The sequence below is a fragment of the Frondihabitans sp. 762G35 genome (assembly GCF_002074055.1).
In the GTDB taxonomy this organism is placed as follows: Bacteria; Actinomycetota; Actinomycetes; order Actinomycetales; family Microbacteriaceae; genus Frondihabitans.
In genome coordinates this window covers 2,160,737-2,174,991 of the sequence record NZ_CP014619.1, presented here as the reverse complement: position 1 = coordinate 2,174,991, position 14,255 = coordinate 2,160,737, and the positions used below count along the sequence as shown (strand labels likewise).

Below are 14,255 nucleotides of genomic sequence, written 5' to 3'. Positions count from 1 at the left end.
AAAGGAAACACCTGCCATGAAGGTCACCACCTTCTGCAAGTTCGGCGTCTCGCTCGGGGCCGCGGCCCTGCTCGTCGGCGCGCTCGCCGTGCCGGCCAATGCCGACCCCGCGACGGGCACGTTCGGCACGCTCGTCGGTCTCGGCTCCGACACCACCCAGGACGTCGTCAACGGCATCGCCACCGGCATCGGCGGCGGACAGATCGCCTCCTACAACGCCAACTCCGGCGGCGCCACTGTCGTCACGCGCAAGGGCGGCGTGGCCATCCCGCGTGTCAGCGGCTCCGGTGCCGGCCGCGACGAGCTGCTCGTCTCGATCGGTCAGCTCGCCAACAAGTCGGGCGTCGCCCTCGCGGACGGCACCAGCACGACGGTCGACTCGTCGGTCGTCGGTCAGCTCGACTTCGCGCGCTCCTCCGGGGGCCCCGCTTCGACCCTCGCCGACGGCGTCGTCGCCTACGTCCCCTTCGCCCGCGACGCGGTCGACGTGGCGTTCGCCCCGGGCAGCCCGCTCTCCAAGGTCCCGCTCTACATCGGCGACGGCACCGAGGGCAAGAGCGAGCCGACCCTCCGCAACATCTACAGCGGCGACGTCGCCTACGTCTACTTCAACGCGGACGGCAGCTACAACTCCGCCGGCCAGACCCTGGGCGGCGCCCCCTCCGGCACCAAGGCCTACAAGCTCCAGCCGATCCTGCCCAAGTTCGGCTCGGGCACGCGCTCCTACTTCATCGGACAGATCGGGGGGACCGACGCGAGCGGGTACACCTCGACCCACCCCAATGTCACCGACACCGACAACGGCACGCCGATCGAGGAGCACAACGGCCAGCCGATCGTCGACCTGACCACCTCCGACACCCTCGCCATCGCGCCCTTCTCGGTCAGCCAGTGGGTCGCCCAGGCGAACGGCGCCCCGGGCGTCACCGACCGTCGCGCCGGCGTCGAGCTCGCCGTCCTCGGCAAGACCCAGGGCTCGCAGACGGCCGCCACGACCGGCAGCGGCACGGCCTACGCGACCAACCCGTCGTACGCCGGCTTCGTCCGCGACGTCTACAACATCGTCCCCTCGCGCCTCGCGGACGACCCGTCGAGCCAGATCGCCAAGACGTTCGTCGGCTCGACGTCGCTCGTCTGCAAGCAGACCGCGGTCATCACCCGCTACGGCTTCCTCCCGGAGCCGGCCACGAGCGCCGCGACCACCTGCGGCTACGCGCAGCTCCGCGCCTTCCCCGCGTCGACCAGCACCACGACGCTCTCCATCCCCGACTCGGGACAGGCCGGCTCGACGGTCAAGGCCACGGCCACCGTCGCGTCGTTCGGGAACGGCGGCGGCACCGTCCTCTTCCGCTCCGGCACCACGACCCTCGCCACGGCGACGATCGCCCGCGGCGCCACGAGCGTCACGGCGGACGTGCCGCTGGCCACCGCCGGCACCACGGCAGTGACCGCGACGTTCGTCCCCGCCCTCGGCGGCGTCGGATCCAGCGCCAGCGCCACCTCGCAGGTCGCGGTCTCGAGCGCGGCCACGGTCTCGAAGACCACCGTCACGTCGAACGCCTTCGTCGTCGGCCGCCTCGCGGTCGTCACGGCCAAGATCGCCGGCGGAGACTCCGCGGGCGGCACGGTGACGTTCACGAACAACGGTGCCGTCCTCGGCACGACCGAGGTCGCGCCCGGAGCCAGCTCCGCGGTCACCTCGTTCTACCCGAACCACACCTCCTACAGCATCATCGCGACGTACGTGCCCGCCACCAGCGGCACCAAGGGCAGCGCCAGCGCCGCCCTCGCCGTGAAGGTCGCCAAGGGCACGCCGCACGTCAACGTGCCGACGCTCCCGACCGTCAAGTCGACCGCCACGACGAAGGTGACCATGACGGTCACCGGTGCCGGCTCCGTCGCTCCGACCGGTCAGGTGCAGATCCGCGAGGGCAGCAAGGTCATCGTGGGCAACACGAGCATCGTGAAGGGTGCCGTCACGTTCACGATCCCGCGCCTCTCGGTCGGAACGCACACCCTGGTGTTCTTCTACAACGGCTCCGCCCTGTGGAACGCGACGCACAACAGCGGCACCACCCTGAAGGTCGTCAAGTAGCAGCACCCCGGCGGCTCCGTCCCGGTCTCCGGGGCGGAGCCGCCCTCCCCGTCCTCGTCGAAAGAACGTCGCGCCACCCATGACCACCACCACTCCGCGGCCCGCGCCGCGCCTGCCCGAGCCTCCGAGCCCCGCCGCGTCGCAGTCGCTCCCCGCGCTCACCGAGCCGGACCGATGGCGCTTCGGGGGATCCGCGATCATCGTGATCGGCCTGCTCCTCGTCGGTTTCGCCGCCCAGTTCGTCGGCGTCTCGCAGGTCGAGCACTCCCGCGACCAGCAGCTCGCCTTCGACGACTTCCGCTACCAGCTCGCCAACGCCACGGCGCCCGTCGGGCAGACCGGGACGGACGGGCGGCTCCTGCCCGTCGGCACCTCGGTCGCGGTCCTGACGATCCCGGCGATCGGCGTCCACGAGGTCGTCTTCGAGGGCACCTCGTCCGACGTCACCCGCCAGGGCCCCGGTCACCGCCGCGACACCCCGATGCCGGGCCAGGCGGGCGCCAGCGTCCTCTACGGTCGGCAGGCGGCCTACGGGGCACCCTTCGGATCGATCGGCGCCCTCACCCCCGGCGACGTCGTCACGACGACGACCGGCCTCGGGACGGCCCGCTACGTCGTCAGCGACGTCCGGTTCACCGGCGATCCCGTCCCGGACGCGATCCCGGCCGGCGGCGGCCGACTGACGCTCGTCAGCGCCTCCGGCATCCCCTTCCTGCCGAGCACCGTGGTCCGCGTCGACGCGAAGCTCGAGACCGCCCCGCTGGCGACGCCTCAGCGCGCGCTCGGCTACGCCGCCCTGGGCGAGGAGGAGCTCACCATGGCCGGTAACGGCTCCGTCTGGCCGTTCCTCGTCATCGGGCTCATCGGGCTCTTCGCCCTGATCGCCCTGTTCGCGGTGAGCCTCCGATTCTGGGGCCGCCGTCAGACCCTCGTCGTCGCCGTGCCCGTCGTCCTCGTCGTCGGCCTCTTCGCCGCCGAGCAGTTCACCCTCCTCCTGCCCAACCTGATGTGACCCGGAGCCCCCCATGACCGACACCCTCGCGAGCGAGTTCGACAGCTGGTTCGCCCAGCCCGACGCCGCCGAAGAGCAGCCCCTCCGACCGGCAGGACAGCCGGCCACCCTCGACGCCCGGGAGATCTCCGCGTGGTTCGGGACGCACAAGGTCCTCGACCGGGTCTCGCTCACGATGCCGGCCGGCCACGTGACCGCCCTGATCGGCCCGTCGGGCTGCGGCAAGAGCACCTTCCTCCGCACCCTCAACCGGATGCACGAGCTGGTGCCGTCCGCGTCGCTCGCGGGCGAGGTGCTCCTCGACGACGTCGACATCTACGACGCCGCGCGGCGCATCACCGACGCGCGCCGGCAGATCGGCATGGTCTTCCAGAAGCCGAACCCGTTCCCGGCCATGAGCATCCAGGACAACGTTCTCGCCGGCCTCGCCCTGACCGGTCGGAAGCTCGACCGGGGAGCCCGCGTCGACCTCGTCGAGGAGACCCTCACGAAGGCGGGCCTCTGGAACGAGGTCAAGGACCGCCTCCGGCAGCCCGGAGGCGGCCTCTCGGGCGGTCAGCAGCAGCGCCTCTGCATCGCGAGGTCCCTCGCCGTCCGCCCGCGGGTCCTGCTCATGGACGAACCCTGCTCGGCCCTCGACCCGACCTCCACCCGACGCATCGAGCAGACGATCACCGAGCTCGCCACCGAGGTGACCATCGTCATCGTCACGCACAACATGCAGCAGGCCCAGCGCGTCTCCGACCGGTGCGCGTTCTTCCTCGCCGAGCAGGGCACGCCGGGCGCCATCGTCGAGCACGGCTCGACCGAGGCGATGTTCGAGGCCCCGCAGGATCAGCGCACCGCCGACTACGTCCACGGCCGCTTCGGCTAGGGGGGCGGGCAGAACCGGACGGGCGTGACAGGGTGGAAGCGTGAACGGAGCGCGCATCATCGTCGTCGGGTCGGCCAACCAGGACTACCTCGTCCGCGTCGAACGGGCACCCCGCCCCGGCGAGACGGTCATCGCCCACGGTCTCGCCAAGCAGCCGGGCGGCAAGGGCGCCAACCAGGCCGTCGCGGCGGCGCGGCTCGGCGGCGACGTGACGTTCGTGGGAGCCGTCGGGCGCGACGACGACGGGGCGAGCATCCTGCGGTCCCTCCAGACGGAGGGCGTCCAGATCGACGCCGTCCGAATCGTCGACGCTCAGCCGACCGGTCTCGCCCTCATCTCCGTGGAGGAGGCCGGCGAGAACTCCATCACCGTCGTCTCGGGAGCGAACGCGACCGTGACCCCGCAGCGGGCCGTGGAGGCCGTGCAGCGGGTCGGCGGCCCGGGCGCCCTCGTGCTGCTGCAGGGCGAACTGACGCTCGACGTCCTCGCCGAGACGGCCCGGGCGGCCGCAGGAGTCGCGGCGCGCGTCATCATCAACCTCGCGCCGTATCGCGCGGCGACCCGCGAGACGCTGGTGCTCGCCGATCCGCTCGTCGTCAACGAGACCGAGACCGCGTCGCTCACCGGAGCGACCGTCACGGACGTGGCGTCCGCGCTCGCGGCGGTCCGCGGCCTCGTCGAGGAGGGCGGGACCGTCGGCGCACGATCGGCCGTGATCACTCTGGGGTCGCTCGGCGCGGTCTGGGCCGACGCGGACGCCTCCGGTCACGCGCCCGCCCGGAAGACCGCGGACGTCGTCGACACCACCGGCGCCGGGGACGCGTTCGTCGGCGCGCTGGCCGCGTCCCTGGCGGGCGGTTCGACGCTTCCCGAGGCGGTGCGCCTGGGGGTCGCGGCGGGCAGCTTCGCGATCCGCGGCGTCGGCGCGCAGACGTCGTACGCGCGCCCCGCCGACCTGACCGTCGACGCCGGCTGACGACGCGCGCCCGCCTCCGCCGTCGCGAGCCTGGTAGAACAGCCCCATGACACTTCGATGGGGAATCCTCGGGACCGGCGGAATCGCCGAGACCTTCGTCCGCGACCTCCAGGGCTCGGGGATCACCGTCAGCGCCGTGGGCTCCCGCGACGCCGGGCGCGCCGGGTCGTTCGCCGCCGGCCTCGGGATCGAGACGGCGCACGGCGACTACGAGGCCCTCGTCGCGGATCCCGCGGTCGACGTCGTCTACGTGGCAACGCCGCACGTCTTCCACCTGGAGCAGGCGCTCCTGGCCATCGGGGCGGGCAAGCACGTGCTGGTCGAGAAGCCGTTCACCGTGAACGCCGGCGAGGCGCGGGAGATCTTCGCGGCGGCGGAGGCCGCGGGCGTCGTCGCGCTCGAGGCGATGTGGACGCGGTTCCTCCCGCAGAACGACCGGATCCGGGAGATCCTGCGCTCCGAGGCTTTCGGACGGCCCCGGCTGTTCACGGGGACGCACGGGCAGAGACTCCCGACCGACCCGCGGCACCGCATCAACGCGCCGGAGCTCGGCGGGGGAGCGCTCCTCGACCTCGGCGTCTATCCCGTCTCCTACGCGCTCGACGTGCTCGGGGCACCGGAGTCGGTCGACGCCACGGCGACCCTCAGCGCCCAGGGCGTCGACGACCGGGTCGGAATCCTCCTCGGCCACGCGGGCGGCGCGCAGTCGCATCTCTACGCCGCGCTCGATCTCGCCCAGAGCAACAGCGCCAGGATCGACCTCGAGGGTGGTCGGATCGAACTCTCCGACACCTTCTTCAGCGCGCACGGATTCACCGTCGTCGACTCCGACGGCACCGTCGTGGAACGCTTCGACCGTCAGGAGGGCACCCTTCGCGGGATGCAGCACCAGGCCCTCGAGCTCGACCGTCTGACCCGCGAGGGCTGGTCGGGGACCGACCGCCTGACCCCGGGCGCGACGATCGCCGTGATGGAGACGATGGACGAGATCCGCCGTCGGATCGGGGTGACCTACCCCGGGGAGGTGGCGTGACGCTCCTCGTTTCGTAGGATGGACCGGATGACTGACGACGGCCACCCCAGCGACCAGACCTCGACCACCGGCACCCGATCGCCGATCGTGGGGTGGATCCGGGAGCACCGACGCACCTCCGCCATCGTCGCGGGTGCCCTCGCCTTCGTCGTCCTCGGCGGCGGGGCGGTGGCCGCAGGAGCCGCGTCCGGGAGGTCGACCGCGTCGGCCCCCGCACCGTCCGCCGCGTCGTCCCGCGCCGCAGCGCCCTCCGCCGCGCCGCGCGCGACGCCCACGCCGACGCCGACCGTCGCCGCGCGCCCCACCCCCAGCGCCATCGCCGCACCGGCGCCGCTCCGCACCTGCTCCGTCGCCGCCCAGGCCGCCGACTCGCGCCTCGGCACCTTCGAGGGCACCGTCCTCGACGCCTCGACCGGCGAGACGGTCTTCGACCGCAACGGCTCGACTCCTGCCCGGACCGGCAGCGTCATGAAGACCCTGACGAGCGCGGTCGCCCTCTCGGTCCTCGGTCCCGACTACCGCTTCACCACCCGGGTCGTCGGCACGGGCGGCAGCATCTCGCTCGTCGGCGGCGGCGATCCCACCCTGAGCACGCTGCCCGCCGGGTCGGAGAGCGTCTACCCCGGGGCGCCGAAGATCCGCGACCTCGCGACGCAGGTGAAGGCGAAGCTCGGCTCCACGCCGCTGACCTCCATCCAGCTCGACTCGAGCTTCTGGAACAACGCCGACAGCTACGACGCCAGCTGGCCCGTGAGCGAGCGCACCATCGGCTATCAGCCGCTCATCGTCCCGCTGATGATCGACGGCGACCGGGCCAACCCGCAGGCCGCCACGAGCCCCCGCAGCACCGACCCCGTCGGCCGCGCGGGCGACGCGTTCCGCCAGGCGCTCGTGTCGGCGGGAGTCACCGGAGCCTCGACCGCGGCCATCACGCGCGGGACCGCCACGAGCACGGCCGTCCTCGGCGAGGTGCGGAGCCAGCCGGTCTCGACGCTGATCGGCCAGATGATCCCCAACAGCGACAACACCCTGGCGGAGATGCTGGCCCGGGTCTCCTCGAAGGTCTCCGGGAGCGACGGGTCGGCGGCGTCCCTCACCGCCGTCTACAAGGCGGCCCTGTCGAAGGGCTACGGCCTCGACGCCTCGACGATCACGATCATCGACGGCTCCGGCGAGAGCCTCAACGACGGCGTGCCGTCGGCCGTCGTCTCGCAGCTGATGATCAAGGTGATGAACCGCGTCGGCTCCCTCGGCATCCTCTACGACACGCTGCCCGTCGCCGGGCAGTCGGGCACCCTGGCCTCCCGCTTCACCGGCGCGAACGCCGTGGCGCGCGGCCACGTGCACGCCAAGACCGGATGGATCGACAGCGCGTACACGCTCGGCGGCGTCATCGACGCGCAGGACGGCACGAAGCTGACCTTCGCGTTCTACGCGATCGGCAACGTCTCGGGCTCGGCGCGGCAGGCGCTCGACACGCTGACGGCGGCCGTCTACTCGTGCGGGGCGAACCTGTCCAACAACTGACGCCCGACGACCCCGGTGACGCCCGGCGAACTCGGGCGCCCCCGCGGTCGGCTCGGCGTGCCTCCGGGTCCGCGCTGTCGCAGACTGGGGGGCATGGCCCGCGCACTGCTGATCGTCGACGTCCAGAACGACTTCACCGAGGGCGGTGCCCTCGGCGTCGAGGGCGGGGCCGCCGTCGCGCGCGGGATCACGCGGCTCCTGCGGTCGGAGCCCGACTACGAGGTCGTCGTGGCCTCCCGGGACTGGCACGACGCGGAGGGGACGAACGGCGGGCACTTCGCCCTCGACGGCGCCCCCGACTTCGTCGTCACCTGGCCCGTGCACTGTGTCGCGGGCACCTCCGGAGCCGACTACCACCCCGCGCTCGACACGACGCTCGTCGACGTGCACGTGCGGAAGGGCATGGGGGTCCCCGCCTACTCGATGTTCGAGGGCGTGACCGACGACGGCTCGACCGTCGAGGCGCTCCTCGACCGCCTCGGCATCGACGAGGTCGACGTGGTCGGGATCGCCACCCACTACTGCGTCCGGGCCTCCGCGCTCGACGCGCTCGGCACGGGGCGTCGCGTCCGCGTCCTGGAGGGGCTCGTCGCGGGGGTCGCGCCGGAGTCGAGCAGGGCGGCCCTGGCGGAGCTCCGGGCGGCCGGAGCCGTCACCGGGGACTGACCCCGGGCTTGGAGCCGTGCCGCCCGGCCCGACCCCGTCAGACGAGCAGCTGGTGCTTCGCCAGGTCTTTGTAGAGCGGCGTCGACACGACGAGCTCGGAGTGCGTCCCGACTCCGACGACCCGACCGTTCTCGAGAACGACGATCTGGTCGGAGTCGACGACCGTGGAGAGCCGGTGCGCGATCACGATGAGCGTGCGGTTCTCGGCCACGGCGTCGATGGCCTCGCGGAGCCGCTGCTCGTTGATCCCGTCGAGCGACGACGTCGACTCGTCGAGCAGCAGGATCGGGGGAGCGGCCAGGAGTGTCCGCGCGATCGCGAGGCGCTGCTTCTCGCCGCCCGAGAGCATGACGCCGTCCTCGCCGACCTGCGCGTCGAGGCCGTGCGACCCGCGCTCCAGGACGTCGGTGAGGTTGACGGCGTCGAGCACGCGGCGACAGTCGTCGTCGGTGGCGTCGGGCGCGCCGAGGACGAGGTTGTCGCGGATCGTGCCGGCGAGGACGGGGGCGTCCTGCTCGACGTAGCCGATCTGCGCGCGGAGCTCCGCGCGGTCGAGGGCGCGGATGTCGATGCCGCCGAGCTGGACGACTCCGGCCGTCGGGTCGTAGAACCGCTCGATGAGCGCCAGGATGGTCGACTTCCCGGCGCCGGACGGGCCGACGAGCGCCGTCCGCTTGCCCTGCGGCGCGACGAAGCTGACGCCGCGCAGCACGGTCAGGTCGTGATCTACGCCCGTCGAGGTCGAGGTCGAGGTCGAGGTCGAGGTCGTGCTCGCCGTGGTCGAGACGTCGTCGGTGACGGGCTCGGCCGGGTAGGTGAACTCCACGCCGTCGAACTCGAGGGCGTTCGCCGTCGACGGGACCGGATCGGTCTCGCCGCGGAGGAGCGACGCCGCCGTCGCCCGGTCGTTCGCCGTCTCGCTCGGGATGTCGATGATCTCCTGGATCCGGCCCAGGGCGCCCAGCGCCGAGTTGACGCTCGTCACGGCGCCGAAGGCCTGGCCGAGCGGCATGATCATCAGGAACAGGAACAGGATGAACGAGACGAGCTGGGCGATCGTGTCGGCGCCCGACGCCACCCGGTAACCGCCCACGCCGAGGACGACGAGGAACGAGACCTGCATGGCGACGCTCGCGATCGGGACGACGACGGCGGAGGCGCTCGCCACGTCGAGGCCGCGTTCGTAGGCGCCCTGCGAGTCGCGGTCGATGGCCTCGATCTCGCGCTCCGTCGCGCCGGAGGCCCGCACGGTTCGGATGGAGGAGATCGCTCGCTCGACGGCGGCGGCCAGGTCGCCGACCTTCCGCTGGGCGCGCTGGTTGGCCACGCGGATCCGGCGCGACAGGCTGACGACGACCACGACCGAGACGGCGACGACGAGGACCGTGAGCCCCAGCAGCACCGGGTCGATGATCGCCATGCCGATGATGGCGCCGACGAACGTCAGGCTGCCTCCGATCGCGTCGACGAGGCCCTGGGTCAAAACGGCGCGCAGGAGTGTGGTGTCCGAGCCGACGCGCGATACCAGGTCGCCGGTGCGGCGGGCGTCGAACTCGCTGATCGGCAGGTGGAGCATCCGCGAGACGAGGCGGCGGCGGCTGGAGAGGACGACCGCCTCGCCGGTGCGCTGCAGGAGATAGTGCTGGAAGCCGCTCAGCAGGCCGGAGACGACGACGAGGGCGACGAGCGCGGCCACGAGCGGCCCCAGCGGCTTCGACGCCTGCACGAAGCCGATCACCTGGTTGACGAGGAGCGGCTGGGCCAGGGAGGCCGCGGCTCCCAGGATGCTCAGGCCGATGATGACGACCATGAGCTTCTTGTGCTCGAAGAGGTAGGGCACGAGCTGGGAGAACTTCGCGCGCGGGCCCTCGGGGATCGGACGGCCGTTGCGGTCGAGCTTCTCGGGCCGGGGACGGCGCCGGGGCTTCGCCGCTCGCGGCGAGGCGGGTGCCGCGACGGAGGGGTCGTTCGGCGCGGTGACGGTGTCGGAGCTCATGATGCCTTTCGTGCCAGGTGACCCGATTTTAGTCTCCGCGCCTGCGTGCTCCGACGCCGTCGCTCCTGCGCTACGAGAGGTTCGCGGAGTAGTCGACGTCGCGGGTCTCGCGACTGAGGAGGAGGGCTACCAGCGTGATGGCCGCCATCGCCGAGAGGTAGACGCCCACGAGGAACGTGCTGCCGTTCGCGGCGCCCCAGAGGGCGACGGCGATGAACGGCGCGACGGCCGCCCCCAGGATGCTCGCCACGTTGTAGCTGACGGCGCTCCCGGTGTAGCGGACGTTCGCGGGGAAGAGCTCCGGCAGCACGGCGCCCATCGGGCCGAAGGTCAACCCCATCAGCACGAAGCCCAGGATGAGGAGAGCCTGGGCTCCTGCGAACCCGCCCGCGAAGAGGGGCACGAAGAGGAATCCGAACACGAGGATCGCGAAGGTGACGACGAGGAGCAGGCGTCGTCGTCCGAACCGCTCCGCGAGCGGGCCGGAGACGAGGGTGAAGATGCCGAAGAACACGACGCCGACGATGAGCATCAGGAGGAACTCGGTGCGCGAGTAGCCGAGGCCCGGCACGAAGGCGGCCGCGTTGAACGGCTTGCCCGCCGCCTGGGCCGCGGCGGCGGCCGTCGCGGCGTTCGAGGCGGTGGTGCCGTAGGTCAGCGTGAAGGTCGTCATCAGGTAGAAGAGCGTGTAGGTCGCGAGCATGATGAACGTGCCGAGGATGAGGGGCCGCCGGCTCGACACGAAGACGCGGGCGATGGGCAGCCTCGCCACGTTCCCGGTCTCGACGACCTTCGTGAACGCGGGCGTCTCGATCAGCTTGAACCGCGCGTAGAGGCCGATCACGACGAGGACGGCGCTGCCGAGGAACGGGATGCGCCAGCCCCAGCTCGTGAAGGCGTCGGCGGACATCGTCAGGTTGAGGACGAGGAACACGCCGTTGGCGATCAGGAACCCGATCGGCGCGCCGAGCTGGGGGAACGTGCCGTAGATCGCTCGTCGGCCGGCGGGGGCGTTCTCGGTCGCGAGGAGAGCCGCGCCGGACCACTCTCCGCCGAGGCCGAAGCCCTGGGCGAAGCGGAGGACGACGAGGAAGGTCGGCGCGAGGATCTGCCAGCCCGGCGCCGTGGCCGTCGGCAGGAGGCCGATCAGGACCGTCGCGATCCCCATCGTGAGGAGGGAGGCGATGAGCGTGTTCTTCCGGCCGATGCGGTCGCCGAAGTGGCCGAACACGATGGAGCCGACGGGGCGCGCGACGAAGGCGACGCCGAAGACGGCGAACGACGACAGGAGCTCGACGGTCGGGTCGGCGTTCGCGAAGAAGAGGGCGGGGAAGACGAGGACGGCCGCCGTCGCGTAGACGTAGAAGTCGTAGAACTCGATCGAGGTGCCGATGAGGCTCGCGACGATGACGCGCGAGCGCGAGTTCGTCGGGGCCGTCGAATCGGGCGTGGGCGTGGTGGTGCTGCTTGCCATGGGGATCTCCGGGAACGGATGCGCGAGGCGGGGCTCGCGCCGACGGGGGAGATGCAGGGGGGAAGCGGCGCAGGATGGTGCGGTGGACTCCCGCGCATCGTCGCCACCGGGAAAGTGGTCGGCCGTTCGTGGCGGCCGCTGTCGATGCTACGCGCTCAGTGCGCGTCGTCGAAACCGGCGTCGAGATCCGCGTCGTCGAAGCCGGTGTCGAGCGCGCCCGGCAGCCGGTGGCCCATCCGATCGCGCTTCGTGTCGAGGTAGGACTCGTTGAAGGCGCCGACCCCGACCACCAGCGGGACCATGGCCTCGACCTCGATGCCGTGCTCGGTCAACTGGTCGCGCTTGTCCGGGTTGTTGGTCAACAGCCGGATCGACGAGACGCCGAGGTCGCGCAGGATGTCGGCGGCCGCGACGTACTCGCGGGCGTCCGCGGGCAGGCCGAGGGCGAGGTTGGCGTCGAGGGTGTCGAGGCCGTCCTCCTGCAGGCGGTACGCCCGGAGCTTGTTGACGAGGCCGATGCCGCGTCCCTCGTGCCCGCGGAGGTAGATCACGATGCCGCCCTGGTTGTGGATCGTGTCGAGGGCCGCGTCGAGCTGCGGGCCGCACTCGCACTTGAGCGACCCGAACGCCTCGCCCGTGAGGCACTCCGAGTGGACGCGGACGAGGGCGCCGTCATGCGGGTCGCCCGAGACGATCGCGATGTGGTCGGCCCCGGTGTCGAGGTCGCGGTAGGCGCGCAGGCGGAAGGTGCCGTGCGTCGTGGGCACCGTCGTCTCGACCTCGAACGACACGTGCGGTCGGACGGCTGGGGTGTCGGTGTCGGTCATGAGGTGCTCCCGCTGTGATGACGGGCGAGGATCGCGAGATCGTCGCCGAGAGAGGTGACGCTCGTGACGCGGAGGCGACGTTGAGCGCTGATCGTGTCTACTCCGAGGTCGCCGAGAGCGAGCCGAGGGCCGCCGAGCAGGGTCGGCGCCAGATAGACGAGGTAGTCGTCGACGAGCCCGGCGCGGACGAGGGCGGAGGCGACGGTGGGGCCTCCCTCCACGAACACGCTGCGGATCTCGCGGCGGTAGAGATCGAGGAGGATCGCCTCCGGGTCGCGGCTCCCGGTCTCGAGGACGCCGCGGGGGTGGCGCAGGATGCTCGACCCGGCGGGGACGTCGCGGAGCCCGACGACCACGGGCATCGGCTGGTGCTCGAGGAGTTCGCCGCCGTCGCCCCTTGCGGTCAGCGACGGGTCGTCGGCAAGGACGGTCCCCGTCCCGACGAGGATCGCGTCGTGCCGGGCGCGCTGCTCGTGGACGTGCTGGCGGGCGGCCGCCCCGGTGATCCAGCGGCTCGTCCCGTCGCGAGCGGCGGTGCGCCCGTCGAGGCTCGACGCCCACTTGAGCGTCACGAAGGGGCGCTTCCGCGTCGTGGCGAGCAGCCACCGCCGCAGGAACTCGGCGGCCTCCGCCCCGAGCACGCCCTCGTGCGCCGCGACTCCTGCGCGTCGCAGGTGATCGCCGCCCCCGCCCGACTTCTCGCCCGGGTCGGCGACCGCGTACTCGACGCGAGCGATCCCCGCGTCGATGAGGGCCTGACTGCACGGGCCGGTGCGACCGTGGTGGTTGCAGGGCTCCAGGGTGACGACCGCGGTCAGGCCCCTGGCCGCACCCTCGGGCAGCTTGCCGAGCGCGTCGACCTCCGCGTGGGGTGTGCCGGCGCCCCGGTGCCAGCCCTCCGCCGCGATCGAGCCGTCCGCGCGCAGGAGGACGCACCCGACCCGCGGATTGACGCCGTGCTCGGGCCCGTGCGCGGCGATGGCCAGGGCGTGGCGCATGGCCCGCTCGACCGGGCCGCCCGCGGGCGTCGCCGGGGCGGTGGGGTCGTGCGGGGCGGCGGTCACGGAATTCCTCGGACGAAGGGCGGGAGGGAGCGGAGCAATCGTTCGACCATAGCCAACGCTCGTCGCGCGGTGCTATTCCGGTCGCTCGACGTGACGAGAGGTGTCGACGTCACGGCTCGCGTCGGGGCGTCACGGAGCGTCGGCCCCGGGGAGCGTCTCGAGGGGCCATCCGGGCTTCGTCGAGGTGTCGTCGCCGGGCAGGAGCCGGGCCTGCCAGCAGGCGGGGTGGCGTCGCTCCCGGTCGGGCTGCAGCCCGGGGCCCGTCCCCGTGTAGGTGAACCCGGCGCGCCGGGCGACCCCCGCCGAGGCGCGGTTGCCGACGTAACCCTCCCACTTCACGTCGGACAGCCCCTCGGAGAAGGCCCAGTCGGTCACGAGGCGGACCGCCTCGGTCATCAGGCCGCGTCCCCGGGCCTCCGGAGCCGACCAGAAGCCGATGTCGTGGTGCAGGAGCCGGATGCTCACGATCCCGAGGCAGAGGCTGGACCCCTGCTCGCGGAGGCCCCAGATGTACTCGCGGCCCGTGAGCCAGCTCCTCTCGACGGTCTGCGAGACGAAGTACTGGGCGTCCTCGAAGGTGTACGGGACCGGGACGGTCGTGAACCGCTGCAGTTCGGGATCCTGGCACGCCTCGTGGATCGCGACCGTGTCGGCCGTCCGGGGTACCTCGAGTCGCACCCGCGACGACTCGAGGACGAACGGCTGCATGGT

Annotated in this window: 11 protein-coding genes and 1 pseudogene; 7 read left to right on the top strand and 5 right to left on the bottom strand. The window is 72.2% G+C overall.

All coding sequences use genetic code 11. The annotated features are described in order from the left end of the window. Positions 1 to 16 precede the first annotated feature (16 nt). The 7 genes from AS850_RS10375 (at position 17) to AS850_RS10345 (ending at position 8,183) form a co-directional block, all read left to right on the top strand. Positions 17 to 2,095 carry an Ig-like domain-containing protein gene (locus AS850_RS10375; RefSeq protein ID WP_119869049.1) on the top strand — a complete coding sequence of 693 codons (2,079 nt, stop codon included), beginning with the start codon at positions 17 to 19 and terminating at the stop codon, positions 2,093 to 2,095. Between the two features lie 79 nt (positions 2,096 to 2,174). Next, positions 2,175 to 3,107: a sortase gene (locus AS850_RS10370; protein ID WP_119869048.1), complete on the top strand. Its 933-nt coding sequence runs from the start codon at positions 2,175 to 2,177 to the stop codon at positions 3,105 to 3,107. 13 nt (positions 3,108 to 3,120) lie between these two features. Beyond that, positions 3,121 to 3,981 (top strand): phosphate ABC transporter ATP-binding protein, encoded by an 861-nt coding sequence (locus AS850_RS10365; RefSeq protein WP_119869047.1) that lies wholly within the window; start codon positions 3,121 to 3,123, stop codon positions 3,979 to 3,981. Between the two features lie 40 nt (positions 3,982 to 4,021). After that, positions 4,022 to 4,957: a ribokinase gene (locus AS850_RS10360; RefSeq protein WP_119869046.1), complete on the top strand. Its 936-nt coding sequence runs from the start codon at positions 4,022 to 4,024 to the stop codon at positions 4,955 to 4,957. Between the two features lie 46 nt (positions 4,958 to 5,003). Further along, entirely contained in the window at positions 5,004 to 5,990 is a 987-nt protein-coding gene (locus AS850_RS10355) for a Gfo/Idh/MocA family protein (protein WP_119869045.1), read from the top strand. Between the two features lie 27 nt (positions 5,991 to 6,017). Continuing rightward, positions 6,018 to 7,517, top strand: a complete 1,500-nt coding sequence (gene dacB, locus AS850_RS10350) for a D-alanyl-D-alanine carboxypeptidase/D-alanyl-D-alanine endopeptidase (protein WP_119869044.1) — start codon at positions 6,018 to 6,020, stop codon at positions 7,515 to 7,517. 93 nt (positions 7,518 to 7,610) lie between these two features. Then, complete coding sequence (locus AS850_RS10345) at positions 7,611 to 8,183, top strand: isochorismatase family protein (RefSeq protein WP_119869043.1); 573 nt, start codon at positions 7,611 to 7,613, stop codon at positions 8,181 to 8,183. Between the two features lie 37 nt (positions 8,184 to 8,220). Here the strand turns inward: AS850_RS10345 and AS850_RS10340 are convergent, their stop codons facing one another. From AS850_RS10340 to AS850_RS10320, 5 genes and pseudogenes are all read right to left on the bottom strand, one after another. Further along, complete coding sequence (locus AS850_RS10340) at positions 8,221 to 10,179, bottom strand: ABC transporter ATP-binding protein (protein WP_119869042.1); 1,959 nt, start codon at positions 10,177 to 10,179, stop codon at positions 8,221 to 8,223. Positions 10,180 to 10,249: 70 nt separating this feature from the next. Continuing rightward, positions 10,250 to 11,653, bottom strand: a complete 1,404-nt coding sequence (locus AS850_RS10335; RefSeq protein ID WP_119869041.1) for an MFS transporter — start codon at positions 11,651 to 11,653, stop codon at positions 10,250 to 10,252. 203 nt (positions 11,654 to 11,856) lie between these two features. Continuing rightward, positions 11,857 to 12,444 (bottom strand): annotated as a pseudogene (gene ribA, locus AS850_RS10330) (GTP cyclohydrolase II); the annotation flags it as partial. A gap of 32 nt (positions 12,445 to 12,476) precedes the next feature. After that, positions 12,477 to 13,478 carry a bifunctional diaminohydroxyphosphoribosylaminopyrimidine deaminase/5-amino-6-(5-phosphoribosylamino)uracil reductase RibD gene (gene ribD / locus AS850_RS10325; RefSeq protein ID WP_119870260.1) on the bottom strand — a complete coding sequence of 334 codons (1,002 nt, stop codon included), beginning with the start codon at positions 13,476 to 13,478 and terminating at the stop codon, positions 12,477 to 12,479. Positions 13,479 to 13,673: 195 nt separating this feature from the next. Continuing rightward, complete coding sequence (locus AS850_RS10320; protein WP_119869039.1) at positions 13,674 to 14,252, bottom strand: GNAT family N-acetyltransferase; 579 nt, start codon at positions 14,250 to 14,252, stop codon at positions 13,674 to 13,676. Positions 14,253 to 14,255 lie beyond the last annotated feature (3 nt).